Origin of the sequence: Sorangium sp. So ce204, assembly GCF_051526795.1 — a bacterium.
GTDB classification, from domain to species: Bacteria; Myxococcota_A; Polyangia; order Polyangiales; family Polyangiaceae; genus Sorangium; species Sorangium cellulosum_B.
The window spans coordinates 5,823,145-5,850,015 of the sequence record NZ_CP150317.1 but is presented as its reverse complement, the minus strand read 5'-3'; the positions used below and the strand labels follow the sequence as shown (position 1 = coordinate 5,850,015).

General features: G+C 71.8%; 25 protein-coding genes. 15 read left to right on the top strand and 10 right to left on the bottom strand.

The features are described 5' to 3' along the window. Positions 1–52: 52 nt before the first annotated feature. The 3 genes from WMF22_RS21750 to WMF22_RS21740 all read right to left on the bottom strand — a co-directional run bounded on the left by WMF22_RS21750 (position 53) and on the right by WMF22_RS21740 (position 2,076). A complete protein-coding gene (locus WMF22_RS21750; protein WP_437300950.1) occupies positions 53–541 on the bottom strand; it encodes a hypothetical protein in 489 nt (162 codons plus the stop codon). Next, the gene (locus WMF22_RS21745; RefSeq protein ID WP_012236567.1) at positions 538–1,044 is read right to left on the bottom strand and encodes a hypothetical protein; all 507 of its coding nucleotides are present in this window, start codon (positions 1,042–1,044) and stop codon (positions 538–540) included. The genes WMF22_RS21750 and WMF22_RS21745 overlap by 4 nt, the downstream gene beginning before the upstream one ends. A gap of 243 nt (positions 1,045–1,287) precedes the next feature. Continuing rightward, positions 1,288–2,076 (bottom strand): hypothetical protein, encoded by a 789-nt coding sequence (locus WMF22_RS21740; RefSeq protein ID WP_438036892.1) that lies wholly within the window; start codon positions 2,074–2,076, stop codon positions 1,288–1,290. A 145-nt stretch (positions 2,077–2,221) separates the two neighbouring features. Between WMF22_RS21740 and mutY the strand changes: the two genes are divergently transcribed. Continuing rightward, complete coding sequence (gene mutY, locus WMF22_RS21735) at positions 2,222–3,412, top strand: A/G-specific adenine glycosylase (protein WP_437300948.1); 1,191 nt, start codon at positions 2,222–2,224, stop codon at positions 3,410–3,412. 381 nt (positions 3,413–3,793) lie between these two features. After that, positions 3,794–3,949, top strand: coding sequence for a hypothetical protein (locus tag WMF22_RS21730; RefSeq protein WP_020736650.1), 156 nt, complete (start codon positions 3,794–3,796; stop codon positions 3,947–3,949). A gap of 78 nt (positions 3,950–4,027) precedes the next feature. On the opposite strand, the gene WMF22_RS21725 is transcribed toward WMF22_RS21730, so the two are convergent. Continuing rightward, positions 4,028–4,444, bottom strand: a complete 417-nt coding sequence (locus tag WMF22_RS21725; protein WP_437300947.1) for a hypothetical protein — start codon at positions 4,442–4,444, stop codon at positions 4,028–4,030. A gap of 336 nt (positions 4,445–4,780) precedes the next feature. Between WMF22_RS21725 and WMF22_RS21720 the strand changes: the two genes are divergently transcribed. The 3 genes from WMF22_RS21720 (at position 4,781) to WMF22_RS21710 (ending at position 6,896) form a co-directional block, all read left to right on the top strand. Continuing rightward, positions 4,781–5,458, top strand: a complete 678-nt coding sequence (locus WMF22_RS21720) for a hypothetical protein (protein WP_437300946.1) — start codon at positions 4,781–4,783, stop codon at positions 5,456–5,458. Beyond that, positions 5,455–5,865 carry a hypothetical protein gene (locus tag WMF22_RS21715; RefSeq protein WP_437300945.1) on the top strand — a complete coding sequence of 137 codons (411 nt, stop codon included), beginning with the start codon at positions 5,455–5,457 and terminating at the stop codon, positions 5,863–5,865. The genes WMF22_RS21720 and WMF22_RS21715 overlap by 4 nt, the downstream gene beginning before the upstream one ends. Before the next feature lie 65 nt (positions 5,866–5,930). Further along, positions 5,931–6,896 carry a hypothetical protein gene (locus tag WMF22_RS21710; protein ID WP_438036891.1) on the top strand — a complete coding sequence of 322 codons (966 nt, stop codon included), beginning with the start codon at positions 5,931–5,933 and terminating at the stop codon, positions 6,894–6,896. Positions 6,897–6,936: 40 nt separating this feature from the next. Here WMF22_RS21710 and WMF22_RS21705 read toward each other — a convergent pair whose 3' ends face one another. Next, positions 6,937–8,364, bottom strand: a complete 1,428-nt coding sequence (locus WMF22_RS21705; protein ID WP_438036890.1) for a sulfatase — start codon at positions 8,362–8,364, stop codon at positions 6,937–6,939. A 192-nt stretch (positions 8,365–8,556) separates the two neighbouring features. Between WMF22_RS21705 and WMF22_RS21700 the strand changes: the two genes are divergently transcribed. Both WMF22_RS21700 and WMF22_RS21695 read left to right on the top strand, forming a co-directional pair. Next, positions 8,557–9,654, top strand: coding sequence for a hypothetical protein (locus tag WMF22_RS21700; protein WP_437300942.1), 1,098 nt, complete (start codon positions 8,557–8,559; stop codon positions 9,652–9,654). A 24-nt stretch (positions 9,655–9,678) separates the two neighbouring features. Beyond that, complete coding sequence (locus WMF22_RS21695; protein WP_438036889.1) at positions 9,679–11,754, top strand: hypothetical protein; 2,076 nt, start codon at positions 9,679–9,681, stop codon at positions 11,752–11,754. A gap of 84 nt (positions 11,755–11,838) precedes the next feature. On the opposite strand, the gene WMF22_RS21690 is transcribed toward WMF22_RS21695, so the two are convergent. Beyond that, positions 11,839–13,725: an aconitase family protein gene (locus WMF22_RS21690; RefSeq protein WP_437300940.1), complete on the bottom strand. Its 1,887-nt coding sequence runs from the start codon at positions 13,723–13,725 to the stop codon at positions 11,839–11,841. Positions 13,726–14,345: 620 nt separating this feature from the next. Here WMF22_RS21690 and WMF22_RS21685 point away from each other — a divergent pair. The 5 genes from WMF22_RS21685 to WMF22_RS21665 all read left to right on the top strand — a co-directional run bounded on the left by WMF22_RS21685 (position 14,346) and on the right by WMF22_RS21665 (position 21,130). Further along, a complete protein-coding gene (locus tag WMF22_RS21685) occupies positions 14,346–14,693 on the top strand; it encodes a roadblock/LC7 domain-containing protein (RefSeq protein WP_438036888.1) in 348 nt (115 codons plus the stop codon). Beyond that, the gene (locus tag WMF22_RS21680) at positions 14,690–15,157 is read left to right on the top strand and encodes a type II 3-dehydroquinate dehydratase (RefSeq protein WP_437301589.1); all 468 of its coding nucleotides are present in this window, start codon (positions 14,690–14,692) and stop codon (positions 15,155–15,157) included. Before WMF22_RS21685 ends, WMF22_RS21680 begins: the two co-directional genes overlap by 4 nt. Positions 15,158–15,196: 39 nt before the next feature. Next, positions 15,197–15,718 (top strand): acetyl-CoA carboxylase biotin carboxyl carrier protein, encoded by a 522-nt coding sequence (gene accB, locus WMF22_RS21675; protein ID WP_438036887.1) that lies wholly within the window; start codon positions 15,197–15,199, stop codon positions 15,716–15,718. Between the two features lie 21 nt (positions 15,719–15,739). After that, entirely contained in the window at positions 15,740–17,086 is a 1,347-nt protein-coding gene (gene accC / locus WMF22_RS21670; protein ID WP_437300937.1) for an acetyl-CoA carboxylase biotin carboxylase subunit, read from the top strand. A gap of 219 nt (positions 17,087–17,305) precedes the next feature. Then, a complete protein-coding gene (locus WMF22_RS21665) occupies positions 17,306–21,130 on the top strand; it encodes an FAD-dependent oxidoreductase (RefSeq protein WP_438036886.1) in 3,825 nt (1,274 codons plus the stop codon). A 130-nt stretch (positions 21,131–21,260) separates the two neighbouring features. On the opposite strand, the gene yhbY is transcribed toward WMF22_RS21665, so the two are convergent. Continuing rightward, positions 21,261–21,563 (bottom strand): ribosome assembly RNA-binding protein YhbY, encoded by a 303-nt coding sequence (gene yhbY, locus WMF22_RS21660; RefSeq protein WP_012236550.1) that lies wholly within the window; start codon positions 21,561–21,563, stop codon positions 21,261–21,263. 371 nt (positions 21,564–21,934) lie between these two features. On the opposite strand from yhbY, the gene WMF22_RS21655 reads away from it, so the two are divergent. The 3 genes from WMF22_RS21655 to meaB all read left to right on the top strand — a co-directional run bounded on the left by WMF22_RS21655 (position 21,935) and on the right by meaB (position 24,214). Next, positions 21,935–22,729, top strand: coding sequence for an arginyltransferase (locus WMF22_RS21655; protein WP_438036885.1), 795 nt, complete (start codon positions 21,935–21,937; stop codon positions 22,727–22,729). Between the two features lie 62 nt (positions 22,730–22,791). After that, the gene (locus tag WMF22_RS21650; RefSeq protein ID WP_438036884.1) at positions 22,792–23,070 is read left to right on the top strand and encodes a hypothetical protein; all 279 of its coding nucleotides are present in this window, start codon (positions 22,792–22,794) and stop codon (positions 23,068–23,070) included. Between the two features lie 67 nt (positions 23,071–23,137). Then, a complete protein-coding gene (gene meaB, locus WMF22_RS21645) occupies positions 23,138–24,214 on the top strand; it encodes a methylmalonyl Co-A mutase-associated GTPase MeaB (RefSeq protein WP_438036883.1) in 1,077 nt (358 codons plus the stop codon). A 50-nt stretch (positions 24,215–24,264) separates the two neighbouring features. On the opposite strand, the gene WMF22_RS21640 is transcribed toward meaB, so the two are convergent. Genes WMF22_RS21640 through WMF22_RS21630 form a run of 3 tightly spaced genes read right to left on the bottom strand, consistent with a single transcriptional unit; the run spans position 24,265 to position 26,739 of the window. After that, on the bottom strand, positions 24,265–24,546 hold the full coding sequence (locus tag WMF22_RS21640) for a hypothetical protein (RefSeq protein ID WP_437300932.1): 282 nt from the start codon (positions 24,544–24,546) through the stop codon (positions 24,265–24,267). Between the two features lie 11 nt (positions 24,547–24,557). Next, a complete protein-coding gene (nth, locus tag WMF22_RS21635) occupies positions 24,558–25,541 on the bottom strand; it encodes an endonuclease III (RefSeq protein ID WP_438036882.1) in 984 nt (327 codons plus the stop codon). After that, positions 25,504–26,739, bottom strand: a complete 1,236-nt coding sequence (locus WMF22_RS21630; protein WP_438036881.1) for a Fic family protein — start codon at positions 26,737–26,739, stop codon at positions 25,504–25,506. Before WMF22_RS21630 ends, nth begins: the two co-directional genes overlap by 38 nt. Positions 26,740–26,871 lie beyond the last annotated feature (132 nt).

Here is a 26,871-nt window from a genome sequence, read left to right as displayed (position 1 = left end):
ATCGCACGGGCAGCCCCAAATTTCGGGCTTCGAGCGCGCGCGGCGGCGCTCGTTACGGCTGCCCGTGCGCCATCGTCCGAGGGCCATCCTTGAACAGGATCTCGATCTTGCCCCGATCGATGACCTTCGCGACAACGCCGTCGCCGAACTTGCTGTGGTGGATCAGCTCGCCCTCGCCGAAGGTCAGCGTGATGCGGTACGGCTTGAACGCCCCGGACGGCTGTCCCGCGATGGCGCGCTCCCAGGCGAGCGTCTGATCGCGCTCGGCGCGCTGGGCAGCCGTGAGGCGCTCCGCGCCGCCGCGCGGCGAGCTCGACGCGGCCCGCGGCTCGCTGCTGCTCCGAGCGGAGGCGCGCGCCGCCGCGCGGCTCTCCCGCTCGCTCTTCGGCTGGCGGTAGAGGTGGTGCGACATGCAGGTCTTGCACTCGACCTTCTTCACCACGTCGCCGACCATCGCGATGATCCGATGGGTAAGATCGAGGCGGCACTTGGTGCACCAGGCGTCGACTTCGCCGCCCGTCCTAAGCTTTTTCGTCGTCACTTCTCCTCACGGCGCCGGTCTCGCCCGGTCTCTTTGCTTCGGTCTTTGACGTTCACCTGAGCGGTGACCTCCGGCTTCGGCAACCCGGTCCTCGGCTCGTCCTGGCTGTCGTCTCTCTTGGCCGCTTCGTTGGGAATGAAGCGGATCTCGGTCTTGATCTCGAAGGAGAGCTTCGTCAGCACCTTCGTGATCTCGTCCGCGAACTGGGTGTGCTCGAGCACATCCCGGATCTCCTTCGCGACGACCCGGTAGAGACCGTTCTTGGTCTCGTCGATCTGGGTATAGAGGTAGTGGAGGACCTCTTTGGGCAGCTTGAGGTCGCCCACGAAGTGTCGGAGGTTCTCGGGCCCCTCGCTGAGCTTGTCGATGCCGCTCTCGACGGCCCGCTCGACCACGCGCTTGAAGATCTCCGGGATAGCGCGCTCGAAGAGGCGTTTCTTCTCGCCTTCGCCTTCCACCTTGTCCCCTTCGTCCTCGCGGAGCGGCTCGGTGTCGTCGGCCATGGCTCGGGCTCCCCTAGCGGGACGGGGCGGCCACGTCAATGCAGGGGTGCGTGCAGGGTGCCGGCGTCGCGCCATGGTCCATGGATCTGCCGGATTTTGACGACGATGGGGAGCCTTTCGCGCGCGTCTGGCAGACGAGAGAGCTCTGCCTTCGATCTCTCGCAGCGGACACTGCAGTGACCCGGACGGAAATCGTGGCGCCCGGATGTCCGTGGAGCGGGCGATGGTCGAGGCGGCGCCAGCTCAGAGCTCCTCGTAGGCGTCCGTCTCGTTGTTCATCTGGTACGTCTCGTCCTCGCTCGCTTCCGCTTCCGTGCCGGCATCACCTTGGCGCGCTCGTTTGTAGGATTTCAGCATCCAGACCTCCGCTGCGAACCGGCCGCTGCCGCGGCGGGCGCTGATCTCCACGGTGGCGTTGTCGTCCTCGAGCGCGCAGAAGGGCCGATCCGGCTGGACGATCGGCCATGCGTCCTCGGTGCCGTCGCTGGCGATCATCGCCCCGCGGCTGCTCCGCACGGCGACGTCCAGGTTGAGGACCCCCGGTCCGCCGACGGCGAACACCCGGTAACACGCGCCCCGGACCGCCTGCAGCTTCTCCGTGACGATCGCGCCGCCTTCGGCCACCTGCCCTTCGATCGGCTTCGGCGAGACCCGGCGCATGCCGTTCTCAGGGCCGCAGAGCAGCGACAGGCGCGTCACGTCCTTCAGCGGATCGCCGCTGATCCTGAAGTTCCCATAGCAGCGCACCCAGGGACCGCCGACGCGCACCGGGAGGACCGGCAGATCGAGATCCGTGCGCGCTCCGGCGTCGCCCTCGCCCTGTCCCGCGTCGACGTCCGCGAGCCCGCCGGTCCCGATCGTCGCGGCTGGGTGCGTCGGCGCCGCCGAGAGCACGACCGCTGGGCCCGGCTTGCCCTCCCAGGGGCGCGGCTCGTCGCGGCACCCAGGCGCGACGAGCCCGAGGATCAGCGCGGCGCAGAGGCGCGCTGCCCGGGGGAGCAGCTGGGGTGGGCAGGGGCGCCGGGACGACACCGCGGTCGGCTCTTGCGCTAGAGTCCCGCGCGATGGAAGCGTTTTCTGAGCACCGCGAGCGGCAGCCGCGCAACCTCAGCGATCCGTGCGACCTCGGCGATCCGCGCGATCCGCGTCGACGGCGCGGAGGCAGGGCCCCTCGCGCGTGAGGACGACGTCTCGCCCGCCGCGCCGCCGCGCCTCGTCCGGTGAGCAGGGCGCTGGCGCCCCTCCGCCCGCAGCGCCGGACCCGGGCGAGCGCGACCGGGAGATCGCGGCCGCCCTCGAGGCCTGGTTCGGCCGCGTCGCGCGCGACCTGCCGTGGCGGAGGACGCGCGACCCCTACGCGATCTGGCTGAGCGAGGTGATGCTCCAGCAGACCCGCGTCGAGACGGTGATCCCGTACTACGAGCGCTTCCTCGCCCGCTACCCGACGGTCTTCGCCCTGGCCTCCGCCGAGATCGACGACGTGCTCTCGCTCTGGAGCGGCCTCGGTTACTACCGCCGCGCCCGCGTGCTCCACCTCGCCGCGCGCGAGGTCACCGCGCGCCACGACGGCGCGCTCCCTCGCGACGTCTCCGCGCTGCTCGCCCTGCCCGGCGTCGGCGCGTACACCGCGGGCGCGATCGCGAGCATCGCGTACGATCAGCCGGTGCCGCTCGTCGACGGCAACGTCGCCCGGGTGCTCTCCCGCATCGAGGGCATCGACGACGACATCCGCAGCGCCTCGGGCACGCGCAAGCTCTGGTCCACGGCCGAACGCCTCGTGCGGGGCTCAGCGGACAGCGTCCATCCCGGACGCTTCAACCAGGCCTTGATGGAGCTCGGCGCGACCGTGTGCACGCCCCGGAATCCCCGCTGCGATGCCTGCCCCGTCGACGGCGCGTGCGTCGCGCGCGCCACGGGGCGGCAGGCGGAGCTGCCGGTGATCGCCCCGAAACGCGACGTCCCGGCGGTCGCGATGGTCGCCGCCGTGGTGCGGTCAGGCGATCGCGTGCTCTTCGCCCGGCGCGCCGAGGGAGGTCTCTTCGGCGGGCTCTGGGAGCCGCCCATGGTCGAGGCGCGCTCGCTCGCGGACGCCCGCGCGCTCCTCGAGCTCGTGGGCGTCGCGCGTGACGCGGCGCTCCGCGAGGTCGGCCGCGTGCGCCACATCCTCACGCACCGGCGCCTCGACGTGACGGTGGCGCGCGCCGAGGTGTCGGCCCCCTGGCGCTTCCGGGCAAAGCTTGCCTCCCCCTACGAGAAGGCGGCGTGGCTCGATCCGGGCGCGCTGGATATCGGCGTTTCCAAGCTCGCGCGAAAGGTCCTGTCCGCCGCATCGGCGCCGGACGCCGGAACGGCGCGAAGACCGCGATGACCGCGCGCGTGCGGGCTGAACGCCTGCGCGCCTCGGCCGTCGGCGAGGCCGGAGACGGCTCGAAATCGCGGTGTTGCGGCGCTCCGGGCGCGCCGCGCTCCGCTGCGGGCGGGGGGCGGCGCCGCTTGCTGCTGAGCCGCAGCGACGCAGCGGCGCGGGCTAGGGCGAACGCCATATGTCGCCGTGGAACGCCGGGGGCTCCGGCGCCGCTGCGCCGACGTCGTGGCATGGAAGGCGCTTGGTGAGGTGACGGGCAGGCCCTCTAGCCTCGCGGCGCCGGCGGTGGCCGGAGCTCGATTCAAGCCTGGGAGCTCAAGCGACATGGATGCGCGACGACGGACCACAGAGACGCTGCCCACGGCGAGCGCACCTGTGCGATCCATGACGGTGATGGCGGACGACGGAGCGCTGTACGTGCTGCCGCTGTGCGAGCGGATCGTGCTCGATGTGCTGGCCTACGAGGACGAAGGCCTGCTGGCCTTCATCCGCATCGACGGAGAGGTGGTGGCGGAGCTGCCCGTGCTCGGTCAGGCGTGACCGGGCCAGACCTCGTCGCGCGCCGTGCGTGACGGCGCGCCGCGGCCTCGGGCCGTCACGCGCGGCGCGCGCCGCCTGTCAGCCCGCGTGCCGCCGCATCCGCTGGGTCACCGGTTGCTCGTCCTCTCCTTCGGCGTCCGGCTCTACGGACTCGACGTCCTCGTCTTCCAGGAGGTAGGGCAGATCGCCGTCGTCATCGTCGTGCGACATCACGACGTCGCTGATGTCCTGGCCCCTCGTCGCGCCTTCCAGGAACTCCGCCCCGAGGTCGCTCGCCAGATCGGCGGCGGCGTCGGCGGCGTCCGGGTTCACCTCGAACTCGGTGCTGCCGGCGTCGTTCGGGTGGTGGTGGTAGCCGCGGACCTCGTCGTCGAGCGTCGGGATCACGTCGCTGATCTCGCTGCGCGGGTTCACCTTGCCCCGCAGCGGCGGCGCCGCCGCTGCGTCGAGCATGTCGACGAACGGCTCGTCCAGCTCGCTCGCGCCGGCCCACATCGCGGCTTCATGGGCCGGCTTGCGGGGCCTTCCCGGTTCGCTGCGATCTTCTCGTTCTCGATGCCGCGTCGCGCTGGCGCGCGGCGCGCGCAGCGCCGACGGCTGTGCGGCGGTGCCTTGCCTGCCTCGGGTGCTTGAATTGCTCACGGTGGTCTCACCATGCAGGGTCCGGTCCGCAGGTGAAGCGGGCGGATACGCAGCGGTGGCGAGCGCCATGCCGGGGGCGCGCGGCGCCGTCGCCGGCCGGCGATGCCGCGGAGCGGCTCGCGCGGCGCGCGGCCGGGACGCAATTGAGCGTGCCAGCGGGCGCTGCCTCGGGGTAGAAGGCTCGTGGCCATGCTGGAACTCCGGACCGGGCTCGCGCTGGTGGCGGTTCTGCTCGGGGCATCCTCGGGGCGCGCTGCCGCGGCCCAGCCCGCCGCAGACCGCGGCGCCGAGGGGGACGTGGCGCCGTTGCCAGGCGAGGATCGCGGCGGCGCCGAGCTCGATGCGTACCGCGCGCTCGCGCGGCCACCGGGGACGGCGGGGCGGGTCGTGTCGACCGTCGCGATGGGGAAGGGGATCCGGTTCAACAACCCCTACCGCCTGCAGACGCAGCTCGGCGAGACGGCGGAGTCGCTCTCGCTCACCGCGGGGTACCTCGATCTCGGGGTCGCGCTCGCGCTGGGGCCGGCCGACGGCGTTCAGCACGGCGGGGCGCTGCGCTTCTCGGTCGCCGTCGGCGGCGTCCCGCAGGAGTCGCTCACGCCGAGCTACTTCGTCGCTTACCGCGGCCTCTCGCGCGTGCTCGGGTACGGGCGGCTCGGCGCGGCGATCCTGATCGAGCCCGACGTGAACGTGGGAGGCGAGCTCGCCCTGGGGCTCGGGTATTCCCTGCTCGCGGGCGTCGCGCTCTCGGGCGAGATCGTCGGGGATCTCTTCTATGGCGCCGCGACGTACGACGCGGCGTACACCGTCTACCCCGTCGTCTCGGCGCAGCTCGGGCTCATGATCGATCACGAGCTCCTGCCATGAGCTTGCCGGAGCGCGAGCGTCGAGGCGGGCGCCCCCGGGCGAAGGAGATCGCCGGCGTGGCGGCGCTGCTGCTCTTCGTGGGCATCGCGCCGGTGGTCGGCGACATCGGCAGCTGCGGGCAGGCGCCGGAGGAGCTCGACCCGTACAAGTTCTTCGCGCTGAAGGCGCAGATCGACTGCGCCCGGTGCGACGAGTGCGGCCTGCGCACGCGCGCCTGCGACGCCGCCTGCGCCTTCGAGGCTGCGCCGGAGCTCCCGGCCGGCTGCTATCCGCTGGTCCACGACGGCGAGGTGTGCCTGCACAAGCTCAAGTTCGCGAGCTGCGACGAGTACCGCGGCCACATGGCCGACGAAGGCGCGTCGACCCCGACCGAGTGCAATTTTTGCCCACTGGAAGAGGCGCCATGAGCGGGCGTGGCGCAGTCGCTTCCGGCCGACGCCTTGCGACTTCCGCTCGGAGCTTCTCGTTCGCGGTGCTCGTCGCGGTCCTGTCCGGGTGCGCCTCGAAGCCGGCGCTCCTGGCGAGCTACGACGACTACGCGGCGTACCGGGCGACACGCGTGTCGAGGACCTTCGAGGGGCGGCTCTCGGCGGCGTCGGCCTACCTGGAGCGCCATCCGCGCGGGGCCTTCGCCGACGAGGTGCGCGCGTACCTCACGCGGGCCGAGCCGATCTACTACGCGGCGAAGCGCAGGACGGCCGCGGGCCTCACCGCGTACCTCGCGACGCTGCCCAGGGGCGCGTTCCGCGATGAGGCGACCCACCGGCTGCGCGAGCTCGTCCGCGAGCGCAGCGCCGGCGACGTCCTCTCGCGCGCCGCTCAGGAGACGGAGGCGCAGCTCGCGACGCAGCGCGCGGATCGCGCGCGGGTCGGCGAGGAGGTCACCGCGTGGCTGCGCCGGTTCCTGGACAGGGGGGCGTGGGGGCGGCCCCTCGCAGAGGCGCCGGCGGAGGTGATCGTCCCGTTCAGCCTGGCGCTCCCGCCCCCCCGCTGCGCGCCCGCCGACGAGCGCGCGGGCCCGGGCGCGGCGGTCTGCGCGAAGCGGATCCCGCTCTGGTTCGTCGTGACGGCCGAGGGCGAGAGCGCGCCCCGTCAGGCGGAGATCGAGGTCGCCGTCCTCGAGGACGCGGCGGGCCGCCCGATCGAGGTCGCGATCGGCGGGCCTGCGCTCTTCACGCGCCTCGAGGAGGCGCGCTCGGCGCGCGAGGTCGCCCCGGACGACGCGATGGGCCGCATCGGAGGCATCGCCCTGGCGGTCGAGCTCGCGCGCAGCGCCTTCGCGGCGCGCGTCTCGGGCGATCCGTCGTGCGGCCGGCAGGCGGTGGCGCCCGTCGTCCTCCACCTCGAGTGCGAAGGCGCCCGCCTCGTGGCGCGCGCCGGGATCGAGGAGGGCGAGGACGATATCGTGACGCTCACCGTCGCCCCGCCGGCGCGCTAGCGCTGGTCCTCGGCGGCGCCGGCGCGCGGCGCTCCGCGCGCTAGCACCGCTTGTTGGTCTTCTTCCCCTTGAGCTTCGCCGTGTTCTTCGGGCACACGTCCTTGATGGCCGCGGAGCGCTCCTTGTAGAGCGCCTTCATCTCCTCGAAGACCGGCGCCTGCGTTCGCTTGAGATCCTTCGTCTCCCCCGGATCCGCGACGACGTCGAACAGGTCGAACGCGTCGTCGTCGCCGTACGCGATGAGCTTGTACTGCCCGTGGATGAGCGCCCTGCGCCGGTCGTTGTCGCTCGTGCGCGGAAGATCGACGATGACGTCGCGGGGCTCCGGCGTCGCGCCGTGGAGCTCGGGCACGAGGCTCTTGCCCGGGAAGGACGGCTCTGCCGGCGCGCCGGTCAGCTCCAGGATCGTCGGCGCCAGGTCGATCGAGCTGCGAGGCACGTCGATCCGGCGCGGGGTGATCCCGGGCGCCTGGATCATCAGCGGCACGTGGGTGAGCACGTCCCACACCTCGAAGCCGTGGCGGTACATCTTGTGCTCGCCGAACGCCTCGCCGTGGTCCGCGGTCACGATGATCGCCGTGTCCTTGGCCCACGGCTGCTGCGCCACGAAGTCGAGCAGCTTGCCCACGTGCATGTCCGTGAACCTGACCTCCCCGTCGTACTTGTCGCGCGCGCGCTTGCCGAACGTCGGGATCCCCTCGTGCGTCATGTACACGTCGTGCGGATCGAGGAAATGGAAGTACGCGAAGAAGGTGCCCGAGGTGTTCGCCTTGTCGGAGAGCATCTTCATCGCGAGCTCGAGGTGCCCAGGGCTCGTGACGTTCCGGTCGGTCGTGTTGTCGGCCGAGAGCCCCGGGACGATCTCGTACACGTCGAAGCCCTGACGGAAGCCCGCCTTCTGGTCGAAGTAGAAGTGCGCGTGCGCGCTCATCGTCCGCACCCCGGCCTTCTGCAGGAGCTCCGGGAACATGAGCACGCTGTCGGGGTAGTTGCCGAAGAAGTAGCCGCTGCGATCGACCTCGCTCGGGTACCGGCCGGCGAGGAAGCCGCCGACGCTCATCGATGTGTACGACGAGATCGCGTAGTGGCGCGTGTAGCTGACGGACTTCTTCTCGAACGCGGTGAGCACGGGCGCGATGTCGCGCTCGTACCCGTTCCACGGCATGTCCGCGCGCAGGCTGTCGATCGAGACAACGAGGACGTTCAGCCTCTCGCGCTGCGCTGCCGGCGCCGCCGCGGCGCCGTCCTTCCTGTCCGTCGCGGCGGTCGTCGCGGCGCTCTCCGCCGTGGCGGCCGGCGCCGCCGCGGCGGGCTCCTGCCGCGCCGCGGGCTCCGGCGTGCGCGCGGGCGGCGGCTGGCCGTCGCCGTCGCGAGAGCAGCCCGCCCCGGCGCTGGCGAGCGCGAGCGCGAGCGCCGCCGCGAGGCGCGCCGCCGCGAGGCGCCGGTGATCCAGGCGCGGGAGCGCCATGGACGAGAGGGCCGGCGAGGAGGGCGCCCGAGGGCCTTCCGGTCCCCTGGCGCACATAGGTGAAGCGGGCGTGTGCATGGCCGCCGTCTTACTCCGACTCGCGCCGCTCCGCCAAAACCGCACACCACGTCCGACTCGCGCCGCGCCGCCAAAACCGCACACCACGGGCGAGTTCCGCTATGCTGTCGGGTCATGGCCCCGGTCCCTCGCAACCCTCCGCCGCTGCCGCCCTCGGGCCGATCGCAACCGGGGGGGAGGCCGGCGCAGGAGCCGCCGAGGCCGCTCCCACCCGACGCGCCGCGGCGCGTCGGCGAGCACGTCAGCCAGGCGCTGAAGGACCACATCACCGAGATGGCGCTCGGCCTGCTCGAGGAGCAGATGCAGGCCCGCATCGTCCACTACCGCGCCGATCTCGAGACCAACCCCGAGCTCGACGCCGTCACCGCGCAGGTCGTCGCCCAGCTGAAGGTGATCCAGGCGTCGGCGGGCGCCGCGGATCGCGGGGCGAAGAACCGCGACGCGATCCGCGACGCGCACGAAAAGACCCTCTGCGCCCTGCTCGAGCGGGTCATCCGCGAGGACGGCATCTCGCTGCTCGTCGAGCGCCGGCTCAAGAAGATCCACAGGAACCTCGCCCGCCTGTTCTTCCAGTCCGAGCTCCACGAGAAGACGCGCGGCCGCGACGGCGCGCCGAAGGTGATCCACCACGGCGAGCAGGCGCTGTTCTACGTGCTGACCCGCTACAAGAACCGGATCGAGGCCGAGCTCGACGGCTTCGAGTTCGCCTCCGAGGACGCGCGGGAGCAGTCGTTCGAGCTGCTCGCGAAGCTGACGAAGGACATGCAGGACGCCTTCCTCGCGCGCCGATCCAGCGAGCTCAGGCGTATCGTGTCGGTGGTGCACGCCGTGCTCGTCGACTTCTTCAGCGTGCAGCTCGCCCAGAGCCTCGGCGAGATCTCCGCGCGGGTCGTGCAGGACGCGCGGACGTTCGAGGGCAGGGCGTACTCGTACAAGGTGACGAGCGAGGCGTTCCCTCGCTTCCGCGCCGCGTTCGAGCGCCACCTCATGGTGATGCTCGTCGGCTTCGCCGAGGACGAGCTGGTCGCCCAGCTCGCCGATACAGCGGGCGCCGAGCGCGACGAGACGATCCTCTTCATCACCGATCCCCACCTCTTCAGCATGATCTGCGGCGAGGTCTGCGAGGGGCTCTACGAGTTCCTCTGCAACGAGGGTTTTCTCGACCTGCCGCCCGACTGGCGTCGCGCCTCGGCGGCGCCCTCCGACAGCTGACGCAAGCGAAACCCAGGGACATTCATGAGACGGTACGACGTCGCGCGAGCGGGCTCCGGCCTGCTCCTCGCTCTCACGCTGCTCGCCGGCTGCGCGCGCGGCCCCGATGTGGACGCCTCGGGGCTCGCGCTGCGGCGCGTGGTCATCTACAGGAACGGCGTCGCGTATTTCGAGCGCCGAGGGCTCATCGACGCCGATCAGGTGACCTTCCGGGTCCGCAAGGAGAAGGTCGGCGACTTCCTCGCGACGCTCGCGGTCATCGAGGCCGGCGGCAGCAGCGTCCGGAGCGCGTCGTTCCCGGTGGAGGTCGACGACGGATCCGGCGAGGACGAGGCGCCGTCGGAGTCCGGGCCCGAGGTGACGACCGTGCCGCCGCCGAAGGACAAGGGGGCGAAGGAGCGCGACGACGACCACGAGAAGGTGAAGCTCACCCTCGACGGGCGGGAGCACGATCTCGTGATCGGCTACGTGGCGGAGACGCCTGTGTGGAGGCCTTCCTACCGGCTCGTGATGGGGGCGGGCGGGGCGCAGGGCGCAGCGCCGCCCGCGGGCTCGAAGCAGGCGCACCTCCAGGCGTGGGGCATCGTGCAGAACCTCTCGGGCGAGGACTGGAAGGGGGTGAAGCTGTCGCTCGTGGCGGGCGCGCCGCTCGCGTTCCAGGCGACGCTCGACCAGGCGGCGATCCCGCCGCGCCCCATCGTCAGCGACCAGGGCGAGGTGATCGCGTCCGTGCCGACGAGCGAGACGACGCTGGCCACCGAGGCCGCGCCGCCGCCGCCGCCGCCCGTCGCGCCTGCGCCCGCGGCGCCGGGCGACGCCTCCGAGGAGTACGCGTTCGCAGACGAGGTCGAGGCCCAGATGGAGAAGGGCGGCGCCAATCTGCGGTCCGCGAGGCGGAGCGCGACTGCCACGGTGCCCGCCGCGAAGCCGAGCGTGAGGCTGAGCGACCGCGAAGAGGCGCGCGCCGGCGGGCAACACGCGGGGCCGCAGCTGAAGCGGGCCGCGCCGGCGGCGGCGCCGCCGCCCATGGCGATGAACCCCTCTCCGCCGCGCAACATGAGCGCGCTCGCCGCGGTCGCGATGGAGGCGGGCACGACCCGCTACGACATCCCGTTCCCTGTCGACATCCCCGACAAGAGCGCGACGATGGTCCTGCTCCTGGCCCGGCAGGTCCCCGGCGAGTCGATCTTCCTTTTCGCGCCCGACGGCGGCGTGCCCGCGTCGAGCTCTCACCCGTTCCGGGTGGCGCGCTTCACGAACGACACGAAGGGGCTGCTGGAGCGCGGCCCCATCGCCGTCTTCGAGAACGGCGCGTTCCTGGGCCAGGGCATGGTCGAGCCGCTGCCGCCGGGGGCCACGACGACGGTGCCGTTCGCGCTGGAGCGGGGCCTCGCCGTCGATACGATGCGCGAGGAGAACGCGGAGGGCGCGCGCCTCGCGAAGATCGAGGGTGGCGCGCTCGAGATCGAGCGCGACTGGGTCACGCACACGAAGTACGCCGTCCGCAACGGCGCCGACCTCGCGGCGAGGACGCTCGTGAAGCACCCCCGCTTGCACGGGACGCGCCTGCACGCGCCGCCGAAGGGCACGGAGGACAACGTCGGCACGGGCAGCGCGCTCGTGCCGATCGACGTGCCGCGCCGGGGGACGGCGGTGCTCGACGTCGACGAGCGGCGGCTCTTCCGGCAGCAGATCGACTGGCTCGACCAGCTCGCCGACGACGCGGTGCAAGGCTACATGAAGGACCCGCGCGCCGACGCGGCCGTGGCCAAGCAGCTCGGCCAGGCCTGGGACATCCGGGGCAAGCTCCGCCCGGCGATCGACGAGCGCGACAGGATCCTCGCCGAGCAGCAGCGCCTCGAGCAGCAGAGCCACGAGCTCCGCCAGAACCTCAGGGCCATCGAGAAGAACAAGACCGCCGACGAGCTCCGCCGCGACCTCACGGATCGGCTCGCGAAGGCGTCGGCGCGCCTCGACGAGATCACGAAGCGCGTCATCGTCCTCGAGATGCAGATCAACGAGCAGCAGATCCGCTTCCGCGACCTCACGAACGAGATCAAGCTCCTCGCCCCGCTGGCCCCCGTGCGCGCGGCTCCCTGAGCGCTGCTGTCCGGCTCCCCGGCTCCCGGTGGAAGGCGCCCCCGCTCCTGCGGGGGCGGCCTCGCCACCGGGATCTCGACCCGGCTACCTCGCTGGTTTGCCCGCGCTGGGCGGCTGCCGCACGGTGCCTGCGTGGGTCCAGCTCCGCTCCATGCCGGTCGCGAGCCAGGCCACCTCGACGCGCTCGCTCCCGAAGATCGCCGCGACGCGATCGCCCCACTGCGCGGGGGCGGGGAGCTCCACGCTCTTCTGGTCCTTGATGCTGCCGAGGGCCTCCGTGCCGACGAGGAACGTGGCGATCCCCTCGCTCGCGAACGCCGACACCGCGGTGCTCGGGACGAAGGGCGCGACCACCGCGCGCACCGTCGAGAGATCGGTCGCGCGCTCCGCGACCGCCCGCACCTCGTCGAGCGTCGACAGGACGAGCGCCACGCCGTCGGCCGGCTTGCCCTCCGCCGGAGCGGCCGGCCCCTCTTGGTCCGCGGCGGCCGCCGCGGGCGCCTCGACCGGCGCAGGGGCGGCGCGCCCGCGCGCGCCCACCGCCGCGTGCCCGTTCACCTTCGGCACGCCGGCGAGCACGTCGAGCGTCAGCGGCCCCTTCCACGGCACCGCCGCGGGCGCCGGCGGCGGCTTCTTCGTGCTCACCTGCTCCCCCTTCTTGTCGCGGAGGATCAGCACGTCGTCGGTCGGCAGCGCCCGCGGCACGGTCACCCGCACCGGCCGCTTGAACGACCGCGGATCGCCGACCGCGCCCGTGGCCACCGCGTAGGCCAGCGTCTCCGCCGAGGCCACGACGAACGACGGCGCCCCGGCGATGCGCGGCTCCGGATCCGCGGTGCGCAGCGACAGGCTGCCGGGCGGCGGCGGGTAGATCTCCGACGTGACGACGCGCCTGTCCGGCTCGACGATGCGCGCGCCCGTCGCGACGAGATCGACGAGCGCGCCCGACTGCGCGAGCACCTCGAGCACCTGCCGCGACGGCGGCGCGACGAGCAGGTCGAGCCGCGACGGGACGCGCTTCGACTTGAGCAGCAGCGCCGCCGCGAGCATGTCGCGCAACGTCACGCCGGAGTCGCCCCCGAGGACGACCTGCGCCACGGGCTTGCCGGCGAGATCGCGGACGGGCCGGACCACGCCCTCCTCGTCCATGAGGAGCGGATCGACCGTGCCGAGATCGATCGAGACGACCTCCTCGCACGGCGCGCCCGGGTCCGGCACGAGCGCGCGGTGGGCCTTCGACCTGCGCTGATCGCGGAGGAAGACCTCCGTCTTCTCGTCGCTCACGAACAGCGCCGCCGCCGCGCCGACCTGCGGCGCGATGCCGCAGAGCACCGCGCGGTCGCCCACGGAGAGGAGGCGCGCGCTCGGCCCGGCGAACTCGAGGATCACCGGCGCGTGGTGCTCGCCTTCGATGCGGCGCACCACCTCGTCGAGGTTCCTGCGGAGCAGCTCGAGGGCGACGTCCCGCGCGCAGACGAACGGCCGCACCCGGCCCGAGAGGTGGATCTGCACGCTGCGCGGCGGCCGGAGCCAGACCGAGCCCGTGGCGAGCGCCTGCCCGAGCTGGCTCGGCGAGACGACGAGCGACAGCATGCCGATGCCGCCGACCGTCGTGAGGCGCGGGTCGTCCGTGAGGGCGAGCCGCGCCGGCGCCGCGAAGCGCTCCAGGTGGACGGGCGCAGGGAAGCCGATGCCGGGCCGCGCGATCGGGATGTTGTAGGTCGGGAACTCGGGCGACACCGAGTGCGGGCTGCCCTCGTCGATATCCGCGAGCGAGCTCGCGTCGGCCACGCAGGTGCCGTCGTAGGCGACGGCGACCTCGACCGGCGTCTTCTTCATGCCCGTGGCGATGGCCTCGGCCAGCGCGCGCGACGGCGCCCTGGAGAGGATCACCTGGTCGACCTTGACCTGGACGAGATCACCGCGCAGCTGAGGATCCGTCGCCCGCCCGGCGAGGATCTTCTGGGGCATCGTGCGGGGGGGATCCCCGGCTCGAGCACGCATAGATGTTGGGCCGTCCTTGTTTTTCTTGATGAGATGGCGGATGCGGCGCACGCCGCTCCCGACCACGTTTGACGTCGGCCCCCCGGCGAGACGCGCCGGTGGGATCCGCCTCCGGACCTTGCCGCGAGGCGAAAGAACGGCCGCACGTTAGCCGCTCGCCTGGACGAGGGTCAAGGCGTGCTTTGGAGCGGGCCCCCAGGGGCGGGAATCGCCCGGCTGGGACCAGGATGCAAGAGGCAAAGCGCCCGCCCGGTCCAACGTTTCGCCGCGCTTCGTCTGTCGCGTCGGTTGCGTCGGTTGCGTCGGTTGCGTCGGTTGCGTCGGTTGCGTCGGTTGCGTCGGTTGCGTCGGTTGCGTCGCTTGCGCCTGTCGCGCTGGTCCACGATGGCAGGCGGCCGGTGCGAGCTCTCGCGGCCGGCGCTGCCGCGCGCGCCCGGTCGCCATCGGCCTGGCCGCGCGCGGCCGAGCGGGTCGGGCGACCAGGAAGAGCGCCCGCTCTCCCGGGCTGCGGCGCGAGATGCCGGGCCAGGTTCGTTTGTTTTCCCGATCGTGCCGCGCTTGGGTAATCTCGGCGCATGTTCCAGGCCGTGCTGAAGGAAGTCGTAGAGAACACCGAGGGCGGCATCGCGACCCTTCTCATGGATTTCGAGGGGATCCCGGTCGACAGCTACTCCAAGCCGGGGGCCGCGTTCGACATCACCACCATCGGCGCTGAGTTCAGCGTCGTGTTGAAGTCGATCCAGCGCGCCGCCGAGATGCTCGACGCGGGCAACGCCGCCGAGATCGCGATCCAGGCGGAGAAGGTAACCACCCTGATCCGCGTCGTGAACAACTCGTACTTCGTGGCCTTCTCGATGGCGCCCGACGCGAACATCGGCAAGGCCCGGTACCTCCTGCGCACCAAGGTGCCGGTGCTGCTGAAGGAGCTCGCCTGAGCGGCTTCAGCATCTCGGTCATCTCCGGGCCGAACCTCGATCGACTGGGCAAGCGCGAGCCAGCGATCTACGGCACGGCCACGCTGGATGACGTTCACCGCGCCGTCGAGGAGGCCGCGAAGGCCCGCGGCGCCTCGGTGTCGTGCATGCAATCGAACTGCGAGGGAGAGCTCGTGACCGCGATCAGCCACGCTGGCGATCGCGGCTTCCACGGCATCCTCCTCAACGCCGGTGCCTACACGCACACCTCCATCGCGCTCTATGACGCGATCCGCGCGAGCGCGCTTCCTACCGTCGAGGTGCACATCTCCAACCCGGACGGGCGTGAGCCGTTCCGCCGTCGCTCCCGCATCGCGCCTGCGTGCATGGCGCGCGTCGCGGGCTTCGGTCCGAGCTCGTACGTCCTCGGGCTGATCGGGCTGATCGGGCATCTGGAGAAGCTGCGATCCGACGAAAGAGGTTGAACATGCGCCGTCACTCTGGTTGAAAGGCGGCAAACATCGATGGCCGAACGTCCTTCCATGAACATCAACCTCAAGCAGTTGCGGGCGCTGGTACGCATCTTAGAGAAGCGCAACGTGAGCGACTTCGAGTTCGAGGACGAACACGTTCGCATTCGCCTCACGCGCGGAGGCGTCATCCCGCAGGGCGCGGCGCCGCACCTCGCGCCCGCCGCCTTCCAGATCCACAGCGCGCCGGTCGCGCCGCCGGCGGCACCTGCGCCGGCCGCCGCGCCCGCGCCGGCGGCCCCTGCCGCGCCTGCGGAGGCGGCGAGCGACGAGGGGATCTCCTATGTGACGTCGCCGTTCGTCGGCACGTTCTACCGATCGCCGTCGCCCGATGCGCCCCCGTTCGTCGATGTGGGCAGCGCGATCCGCGTGGGTCAGGCGCTCTGCATCATCGAGGCGATGAAGCTGATGAACGAGATCGAGGCGGACTCTCCGGGCACGATCGTCGAGATCCTCGTCGACAACGGCAAGCCGGTCGAGTTCGGGCAGCGTCTCTTCAAGGTGCGGCGCAGCTAGCGCTGCCCGGGCGAGGGTGCCGTGTTCCAGAAGATCCTGATCGCCAATCGCGGCGAGATCGCGATGCGTGTCATCCGCGCCTGCCGCCTGCTCGGCATCCGCACGGTAGCCATCCACTCCGAGGCGGACGCCGCGGCGCTGCACGTCCGGTTCGCGGACGAGGCCGTGTGCGTCGGTCCGGCCGAGGCGTCGAAGAGCTACCTCAACATCCCGCAGATCATCGCGGCGGCGGAGGTCACGGGCGCCGACGCGATCCACCCGGGCTACGGGTTCCTCTCGGAGAACGCGAAGTTCGCCGAGCTCTGCAAGAAGTGCCGCCTCACCTTCATCGGGCCGACCGCGGAGGCGATGCGGACCTGGGGCGACAAGGTGTCCGCGCGCGAGGTCGCCAAGCGCTTCGGCATCCCCATGCTCAGCGGCACGGGCGTGCTCAAGAGCGCCGCGGACGCGGCCGAGCAGGCCGAGCGCGTCGGTTATCCGGTGATCCTGAAGGCCTCCGGCGGCGGCGGCGGCAGGGGCATGCGCATCGTCCGCGAGGCCAGCGAGGTGCAGCGCTCGTTCGAGATCGCGACGCAGGAGGCCCTGAGCGGCTTCAAGAACCCGGACGTCTACCTCGAGCGCTACGTCGAGGCGCCGCGCCACATCGAGTTCCAGGTGCTCGCGGACCAGCACGGGGGCGTGTGGACGCTCGGCGAGCGCGAGTGCTCGCTCCAGCGCCGGCACCAGAAGGTGATGGAAGAGTCGCCCAGCCCGGCGATGGACAACGAGAAGCGCTCCCGGATGGGCGACATCCTCCGCGCTGCGATCCTCGAGACCGGCTACACCGGCCTGGGCACGCTCGAGTTCCTGATGGATGAGCGAGGCGAGCTCTTCTTCATGGAGATGAACACCCGCGTCCAGGTCGAGCACCCCGTCACCGAGATGGTGACCGGCGTCGATCTCGTCGCGCAGCAGATCCTCGCCGCTGCAGGCGAGCGCCTCTCGCTGCCCGACACGCGGCCGTGGAGCTTCCGGGGCCACGCCATCGAGTGCCGGATCAACGCCGAGGATGCGCGCTCGTTCGTGCCGTGGCCGGGCCTCATCACGGAGTACCACTCGCCCGGCGGCGTCGGGATCCGCGTCGATTCCGGCGTGTACGGCGGCTTCCGCGTTCCCAGCTCCTACGATTCGCTGGTGGCCAAGGTGATCGCGCACGGCGCGAACCGGGCCGAGGCGATCGCCAGGCTCCGGTGCGCGCTCGACGAGTTCATCATCGGCGGCATCCGCACGAACATCCCGCTGCACCAGGCGCTGCTGCGTGATCCAGAGGTCGTCGCCGGCAACATCTCCACGCATACGATCGAGCGCGTCGTCTCGCAGGGGTTCTGACGCGACGCACCGGCGCGGTTGACGTGTCGATGAGCGCGCAGCGGTTGCGTGCTCGCGTGCTCGACGCGCTGACCAGCGCAGGGCGAGCTCGATTGAATGTTGCTCGAGCACCAGGTCGAACGTGCGACCTGGTGCTACTTTACGTCGCTCTCGAGGCTGCGTGGGCAAGCCCTCGTCGGGTGAGCGAACCCCTTGAACTAGAAAGCATTTGCCGCGGGTATGGAAGCGAACGCTGGAGTGCAGGCTGACTTCTCTTCGTGGGTGCAGGCGACCTCCGATGCCTCCGAGCTCGAGCTCGGGCTCCCTGGTTTCGGCTACGCCGATCTCTTCGACCCCGCGAAGCTCGCCGAGCTGACGGAGCGGTTCGAGGCGTATTTCCACGCAGCAGACGAAGGTGCCTACGCGCGCTTCGACGCGTACCGGACCTCGCTGCGCGCGGCGCAGGCGGACGGCGCCGGCGCGGGCCGGCCCGCGCTCACGCCGGAGCAGGTCTCCGAGGCGCTCCTCGCGGCGGCGCCCCACGTCGGCCGCTTCGTGGCGATGCTCTTTCGGGTCGAGCGGGAGACGCAGGCGCAGATCGACGCGACCCTCGAGCGGAGCGCGCTCTGGGACTTCAAACGCGAGTTCTCGAAGAAGCGCCTGTTCAAGCCGAACCCGGGGAAGGCGTGGCGGGGCACGCACGTCGAGGCGGCGCACGCGGCGCGGCGGTCGCTCGCGGCCATGGGCGCGCCTGCGAGCGTGCTCGACGGCGGCTCCGCCGCGGAGGAGCTCGCGATCGCGCGCGCGACGCTCGCCCTGATCGAGGTCGACGAGATCGCGCGCAAGGCCGCGAAGGCCGGCGGCGCGAGGTGGACGGACGAGCTCCGCGAGCGGGCGGCGAAGGTTCGCGCTGCGCTGCGGGAGGACCCGGCGCTCGCCGAGGGGGTGGCGCCGGCGGCGGCGGTCGCTGGCGCGGAGCCGACGGAGGCCGAGGACGGCGCGGTCGTGGCGCTCGCGCTCGACGCCGTCGAGGCGTGGCTCGCGGCGCGCCGCGCGGACGAGCACGATCCGGCGCGGCGCTGGCCGACGCTGAAGGCGCCGCGCACGCTCGACTACCAGGAGCTCGTCCAGCTGCAGAGGAAGGGCGCGAACGGCAGCCCGGGCTCCGCCGAGCTCCTCGTCGGCCCCGAGCACGAGCGGAGGGAGCGCGACGGGTTCGCGCTGACGGACCGTCGCGCGCCGCCCCGCGAGGTCGAGAGCCAGGTCGACTACTGCCTCTTTTGCCACGATCGCGACAAGGACTCGTGCTCGAAGGGCCTGCGCGACAACAAGACCGGGGCGATCAAGGCGAACCCGCTCGGCGTCGAGCTGAACGGCTGCCCGCTCGACGAGAAGATCAGCGAGATGCACACCATGCGAGGGCGGGGCGAGTCGATCGCCGCGCTCGCGCTCGTCTGCCTCGACAACCCGATGTGCCCCGGCACCGGCCACCGCATCTGCAACGACTGCATGAAGGCGTGCGTCTTCCAGAAGCAGGAGCCGGTGGACATCCCGCAGATCGAGACCGCGGCGCTCACGGACGTGCTGTCCCTCCCGTGGGGCCTCGAGATCTACGGGTTCCTCACGCGCTGGAACCCGCTCGACGCGCTGCGGCCGCACGCGCTCCCGTACAACGGCAAGAACGTGCTCGTCGTCGGCCTCGGCCCGGCCGGCTACACGCTGTCGCACCACCTCACGCGGCAGGGCTTCGCGTGCGTGGCGATCGACGGGCTGAAGATCGAGCCGCTGCCTGTCGAGCTCACGGGCGACGAGTCGCGCCCGCCGCGCCCGGTCAAGGATTTCAAGCGGCTCTACACGGAGCTCGACGAGCGCGTCCTCCTCGGCTTCGGCGGGGTGAGCGAGTACGGGATCACGGTGCGATGGGACAAGAACTTCCTCACCGTCCTGTACGTCACGCTGGCCCGGCAGCGGCTGCTCCGGATCTACGGCGGCGTGCGGTTCGGCGGGACGATCGATCTCGACGACGCCTTCCGGCTCGGGTTCCACCACGTCGCGATCGCGGCGGGCGCGGGGCGTCCGACGATCATCCCGCTCAAGAACAACCTCGCGCGCGGCATCCGCAAGGCGTCGGACTTCCTGATGGCGCTCCAGCTGGCCGGGGCCTACAAGCGCTCGGCGCTCGCGAACCTCCAGGTGCGCCTGCCGGCGGTGGTGATCGGAGGCGGCCTCACGGCGATCGACACAGCGACGGAGCTCGCCGCGTACTACGTCGTGCAGGCCGAGAAGACGGCCGACCGGCTCGACGCGCTGGTCGCGGAGCGCGGAGAGGCCGCCGTCCTCGCGATGTTCGACGAGGAGGAGCGGGAGTTCCTGGCCGAGCAGCGGCGCCACGCGGAGGAGATCCGCGACGAGCGCGCGCGCGCCGCGCGCGAGGGGCGCCCGCCGCGCTTCCAGGGCCTGATCGACGCGTGGGGAGGCGTCTCGCTGGTCTACCGGAAGCGGCTCATCGACTCGCCGGCGTACCGGCTGAACCACGAGGAGGTCGCCAAGTCGCTCGAGGAGGGGATCCGCTACGTCGAGAACCTCGCCCCGGTCGAGGCGGTGCTCGACGAGCGCGGGTGCGTCTCCTCGCTCGTCTTCGATCGGCAGGAGATCGTCGACGGCAAGTGGCGGAGCGCGGGGCAGGCGGTCTCGATCCCCGCCCGCACCGTGTGCGTCGCGGCCGGGACGAGCCCCAACGTCACATACGAGAAGGAGCGCCCGGGCTCGTTCGTGTTCGACAAGTGGCGGCAGTTCTTCCAGCCGCACCGCGCCTACGTCGACGAGGGCGGCGCGCTCAAGGTGGAGCCGGCCAAGGCGAGGGAGGGCTTCTTCACGAGCTACAACGACGGCGAGCACGCGGTGAGCTTCTACGGCGACAACCACCCCCACTACGCGGGGAGCGTCGTGAAGGCGATGGCGAGCGCCAAGGACGCGTACCCGTCCGTCGTCGCGCTGTTCCGCAACGACATCGCCCGGCTCGGCGAGGAGCCGCAGGCCGCGCGCGACGCGCGGCGGCGCGACCTCTTCGCCCGCCTCGATCACGACCTCGGCGCGGTGGTCGAGCGGGTCCAGCGGCTCACGCCGACGATCGTCGAGGTCGTCGTGCGTGCGCCCGCGGCGGCGCGGAAGTTCGAGCCCGGGCAGTTCTACCGCCTGCAGAACTACGAGGTGCGCTCGCCCGTGATCCGCGGCACGCGGCTCGCGATGGAGGGCCTCGCGCTCACGGGCGCGTGGGTCGACAAGGAGAAGGGGCTCTTGTCGCTCATCGCGCTCGAGATGGGCGCGTCCTCCCGCCTGCTCGCCGCGCTGCGCCCGGGCGAGGAGGTCGTCGTGATGGGGCCGACCGGGACGCCCACGGACATCCCCGAGGGCGAGACCGTGCTGCTCGCCGGCGGCGGGCTCGGCAACGCCGTCCTGTTCTCGATCGCGAAGGCGCTGAAGGCGCGCGGCGATCGCGTGATCTACTTCGCCGGCTACCGGCGAGGCGAGGATCTCTTCAAGCAGGACGAGATCGAGGTGGCGACCGACCAGGTCGTCTGGTGCACGGACGGCGGCGCCGAGATCCCCCCGCGGCGCGAGACCGACCGCCACTTCCGCGGCAACATCGTCCAGGCGATGAGGGCCTACGCCGAGCGCCAGCTCGGCGGCGAGCTGGCGGCCCTCTCGGAGGTCCGTCGCATCATCGCGATCGGCTCGGACAAGATGATGAACGCCGTGCGCGAGGCGCGGCACGGCGTGCTGGCGTCGCACCTGGATCCGAAGCACGTGGGCATCGCGAGCATCAACTCGCCGATGCAGTGCATGATGAAGGAGGTCTGCGCGCAGTGCCTCCAGCGGCACGTGGACCCGGAGACGGGCAAGGAGACGCTGGTCTTCTCGTGCTTCAACCAGGACCAGCTCATCGACCACGTCGACTTCAAGAACCTCGCCGCGAGGCTCCGGGCCAACACGGTGCAGGAGAAGCTGTCGAACGCCTGGCTCGATCACCTGCTGGCCGAGCGCCCCACGCTCCGGCACGTCTGACGCGGCTCGGGCCTCGGCGACCCGAGGCCTCGCCGCCGTGGAACGTGGGAAGGCGGCCTCGGCAGCGGCTCGTCGACTCGAGGCGCCCGAGGCCGCGCAGGGGGGCGCGGCCGCGCGCGGCCGTTCGCGGTCAGCTGCCCGCGGGCAGCTTGATCTTCGGCTCCTTGGGGTGGCGCCGGTACAGCAGGATCGTCCGCCCCAGCGTCTGCGCGACGGCGGCGCGGAGCCGCTCGGAGAGGGTGTCGGCGACGTCGTCCAGCTCGTCCGGGCACTCGGTGCCCAGGCGTACCTTCACGAGCTCGTGCCGCTCCAAAGCGGCGTCGACGGCCGCGACGACGCCGTCGGTCAGGCCGGCCTTGCCGAGCTGCACGACCGGGTCGAGGTGATGCCCCAGCGCGCGGAGGTGGCGGCGCTGCTTTCCTGTCAGATCCAAAGCGTTCGGCCTTTCTTGAGGCGGTCGCGCGATTCGGGCGCTCGATGGTCGAGGGACGTCCCCGTCGCGGTCGCGCGCGCGGTCATACCGGCCTCCGAGCCAAGCGAAAAGGGCGCGCCGCTCGGGCTCTTCGCACGACGCGTGAATCGCTCAAGCTCCAGCGCCGGTGAACCGGAGCATGCAGCATACGTGGGGTGAACGTGGGTTTGCATGGGTGGATGTGCGACAAAGGCCAGCGCGGCGCAAGCGGGCGGAGCTCACAGAGGGCCCGGGCGCTCTGGGTTTTGCTTGACGTGGCCGTGCAACAGGCATCCCCTTGATCTGGCGGCCGGCGGCTCGACGGGGGATCGGGCGCTCGGATCGACACCGACATGGGCTCATCGAGCGAGCGAGATGCGGTAGCGGGGCAGGACGCCGAGCTCCCTCGGCTGGCTGAGGGGGCGGACCCGATCGAGCTCACGGTCCATGACGAGGTGAGCCCCTGTCCGTACCTGCCTGAAGCCGAGGCGCGGATGCCGCTGCGCGTGCCCATCCGTCCGCTCACGCGCGCGGAGTTCGACCAGCGGCTCGTCGCGGGCAACCGCCGCCATGGCAAGCTGCTCTACCGCACCCAGTGCCCCTCCTGCCGCGCGTGCGAGCCGATCCGGATCGTCGTTCGTGACTTCGTCCCGGGCCGCACGCAGCGCCGGGTGCTCCGCCGTGGAGAGCGGGTGGTGGACGTCGAGATCGGCCCGCCCGTGACCACGCGCGAGAAGATCATCCTGTACAACCGGCACAAGCACGGCCGGGGGTTGATGCGCGATGACGGTCCGCTCGGCGCCGAGGGGTACGAGGCGTTCCTCGTGGACAGCTGCTGCGAGACGTTCGAGATGCGCTATCGCGTCGGCGGCCGTCTCGTCGGGGTCGCCGTCGTGGATCGGGGGCAGGATTCGCTGTCCGCGGTCTATTCCTTCTATGAGCCCGAGCTGGAGCCGCTGAGCCCCGGTGTCTTCTCGATCCTGAAGCAGCTCGAGCTGTGCCGTTCCTGGGGCCTCCGGTACCTGTACCTCGGCCTTTACGTCGAGCGCTGCTCGCGGCTGGTCTACAAGGCCCAGTACCTGCCGCACGAGCGGCTCATCGATGGCCGCTGGCGGCGCTTCGAGCGGCAGCCGCCTGCGGCGCCATGACTGGAGCACGCCGCTCGATTTCGCGAGCGCGCCGCTCGGTGTCTCGTGGCAAGGACGTACCCATGTGGAATCGCGCTCTCGCTTTCACCTCGTGCGCTGTGCTCTGGGCTCTCTTCGTCGTCGCGTGCGGCGACACGAGGCCGATCTTCGACACCGCCGCCGGGGGCGCCGGGGGCGCCGGCTCATCGGCAGGCGGGGAGGGCGGAGCAGGCGGCGGTGAGGCCGGCGGCGGCGCGGCCGGCGGCGATGGCACGGCCGGTGGCGACGGTACGGCCGGAGGTGGCGGCACCGGCGGCGGCGGGAACGGCGGCGGCGGCGGCAACGGCGGCGGGGCAGGGTAGGGTAGCCCGGCGCCGCGTCGCCCGCGGGCCGGTTGTGTTCCGGCATCGCCGGGCCTAAGCCGCTCGCGTGCATCCGATCGCAGCCAAGGTCCTCGCCCGCGACATGCGCGCGACGGCGCGGGCCTGCCGGCTCGCCGACGACCGCGCCGGCGACTATGCCGTGATCCTGAAGGATCTCTTCCCCCATACCGGCCGCGCCTGGGTCCTCGGCGTGACGGGGAACCCGGGGGCAGGCAAGAGCACGCTCACCGATCGGCTGATCGGCGTGTTCCGGGGGCAGGGTCGCCGGGTCGCCGTGGTGGCGGTCGATCCCACGAGCCCGTTCACCGGCGGCGCGATCCTCGGCGACCGCATCCGCATGCAGGCCCATTTCGGCGATCCCGACGTGTTCATCCGGTCGCTGGCGACCCGGGGCGCGCTGGGCGGGCTGTCGCGCTCGGTGGTGGACGTCGTGCGGGTGCTCGACGCCTGGGGCGCGGACGTCGTGGTGGTCGAGACCGTCGGCGTCGGGCAGGACGAGCTCGAGATCACCCGGATGGCGCACACGACCCTGGTCGTCGCCGCGCCGGGGATGGGCGACGAGGTGCAGGCGATCAAGGCGGGCATCCTGGAGTGCGCCGACGTCTTCGCCGTGAACAAGGCCGACCGGGACGGGGCCGACGCGGCGGTGCGCGATCTGGAGCTCATGATCGCGCTCGGCGGCGAGGTGGCCGCGGCCTCCGGACGGGCGCGCGGGCACAGCGCCGCGGCGCTCCACGCCCGCGCGCAGAGGGCGCCCTCTCCAGGCGGCGAGCCCGTCGAAGGTCCGTGGGAGCCCGTGATCGCGCGGACCGTGGCCACACGCAACGAGGGCGTGGCGGCGCTCGTGGACAAGCTGGAGGGGCACCGGGCGTGGCTGTTCGGGACCGAGGCCGGCGCTGCGCGCCGGGAGGAGCGCCTGCGCGAGGCGATGCACGTGCAGCTCCGCGACGCGCTCACCGACGCCGCGGTCGCCGCGCTCGGTCCCGCGCTCGAGGCCGCGGTGCATGCCGTCGCGCGGCGCGAGGTCGACCCCTACACGGCGTCGGAGCGGCTCGTCGCGGCCTTCCGCAGCGCTGGCGCCGTCACGCCTGGCGCCGCCGTCGCGCCCGGCGGCGGGACCTGAGCGGCGGCCAGGAGGCCGGGCGGCCGGCTCAGGTCGACCGCGCGGCAGCGCTAGTCGATGCAGCGATCCAGCGCGTCTTTCTCGGGTTTACAGGACGTACTCCACTTGTCGTCGCGGTTGCAGATCCCGGTGTCGTCCTCGCACGCCAGGAGAGCGTCGTACTGATCGACGCAGCCGCGGCGGTCGGCGTCCACGTACCTGTCATCGTAGCGATCGAGGCAGTCGCCGTACTCGCGGTCGCTGCACCCCTCGCAGTCGCACTTGTAGTCGCAGAGATCGTCCTCCAGAGGGCTGCACGCGGGGGTGACGAGGCAGGCAAGGGCGAGGATCATGTGCGGAGCCTTCATTGGCCCGAGGTTATCCCGTGTCCCCGGCTCCAGCGCGATAAACGGCTCGCTGGGCGCCGAGCGACGATGAGCCGCGCTCGCCCGCTTCCCGCCTTCCGCCGGTGCGCTCGACACCCACTTTGCGCGCACCGCGGCTCGCGCTCACGGCGCGGCGCCGCGGCGCCGCGGCGCCGTGGCGGCTTGCGCCCCACGCTCTCTGCGCGGAACGCGCTCGGGCACGCGCCGCTGATCCCGCAGCCTCCGCACGCGGGCTTCCTCGCGAAGCAGATCCGGCGGCCGTGGAAGATCAGCGTGTGGGACAGCATGTCCCAGTCGCGCCGCGGGAAGAGCGCCACGAGGTCGCGCTCGATCTGCTCTGGCTTGTCGCTGGCCGTCCACCCGAGCCGCTGCGACAGGCGCTGCACGTGGGTATCGACAACGACGCCCTCCGGCGCTCCGAAGGCGACGCCGAGCACCACGTTCGCCGTCTTGCGCCCGACGCCAGGCAGCTTCACGAGCTCGGCGAGCGTCCTCGGCACCTCGCCGCCGTGCCGCTCGATGAGGCCTCGCGCGAGCCCCACGATGTTCTTCCCCTTCTGGTTGAACATGCCCATCCCGAGCCGCTTGAGGAGCGCGCCCACCTCGGCGGCATCGGCGCTGGCGAGAGCGCGGGCGTCGGGATACGCGCCGAACAGGTGGGGGGTCACCTTGTTGACCAGCACGTCCGTCGTCTGGGCGCTGAGCACCGTCGCGACGAGGAGCTCGAACGAGGATCGATGATCCAGCTCGCAGTGGGCGTCCGGGTGCAGCGCGCGCAGCCGCGCGAAGGTGGCCGGAGGCGTGCTCGGCGCTGCGCCCTCGTCGCGGTGTCGGTCTGCGGGATCGACAGCGACGGACGCGGGCGGCCGGCGCGCGCCTCGCCCCGTCGGGACGAGGCCTCGCGCGCGACCGCCCTCTGCCGTTTCAGCTGACGAAGGCGCGCTTCCGCGTCTCATGCTCATCGAGGAGCTTCTCGACGCTCGCGAGCGCGTTCTCCACCGACTCTTGCACCATCTGCAGCACCGTCGTCGCCGAGCCCTTCAGCGCCTCGTAGTAGCGCTGCCGCTCGGTCGAGTGGATGATCGACGGAGGCAGGCCCGTGCGGAGCAGCAGCATGTTCATGAACAGCCTCGCGACCTTGCCGCTGTCGTTCGGGAACGGGTAGACCCGCAGCAGATCGTAGTGCGCGCGCGCAGCGATCCGGATGCCGTTCCGCGTCTTCCGCGTCTCGGGGTCGTTCAGCCAGTCGATGATCTGACGCACCTTGTAGGCGATCTTGTCCGGCGGAGCGTACTCGTGGAAGTAGAGCCGGTGCTGGGGGATGTCCTTGCGGTATTTCACCGTCTTGAGATCCCCCTCCTCCGGATGGAGGATCAGGTACAGCTTCTTCATGCAGTCGAGCGTGAGCGGGGCCCGCTTGTTCTCGCCCTGCTCGCGCACGTACGCGATGGCCTCCTTGTGCCGCCGGATGTCATCGTACGTCGGCTGAAGGCTCGAGTCCGTCACGAGCGGCGCCGGGCCGGCGAGGGCCGCGCGCAGCTCGTCGAACGTGTAGACCACCCCTTCGAGCGCGCTGTCGTGGTAAATCCACGACATATCGAGGCTGTCGATGTAGCGCCGCCGGAAGTCCTCCGACTGCGCGCTCAACCGCTGCTCGATGATCGCGCTGCGCTCCTCGATGGTGGCGCGCCGAGGCGGCGGCAGCATCGGCAGCGGCAGGGTGACCACCCGCGGCGCCTCCCGGAGCGGGACGCGACCCGGACGGCGCTCGATCGAGGCCCCCGCGCTCTTCCCCTTCGCCACGCCCGGCCGCGCGCTCTTCTTGTCGACGACCGGCTTCTCGCTGGTGCGCGACGGCCTGTCGCCCGTGCGCGACGGCCTGTCGCCCGTGCGCGACGGCCTGTCGCTCGTGCGCGACGGCCTGTCGCTCGCCCGGCGCGGTCGCTCGGCCTCGCCCGGCGCGGCCTGCTCCCTGACGTCCTTGAGCTTCAGCTTCTCCTTGAGCTTCAGCTTCTCCTTGGGCTTCGGCTGATCGTCGAGCCTCAGCTTCAGCTTCTTGCGGAGCTTCGTCGGCTCGGCCGCCGGCGCCGCGATCGCCCGCTCGGAGCGCGCCGCGATCTTTCTCCTGACGAGCCTCGGCTTGGCCGCCTTGACCCGCACGAGCCTCGGCTTGGTGGCCTTGGCCCGCGCGACCTTCGTCTTCGCGGCCTTCGCCTTCCGCGCCCGCCCGGCGACCGCCCTGGTCTTCGCGGTCCTGGTCTTCGCGGTCCTGGCCTTCGCGGCCCTCGGCTT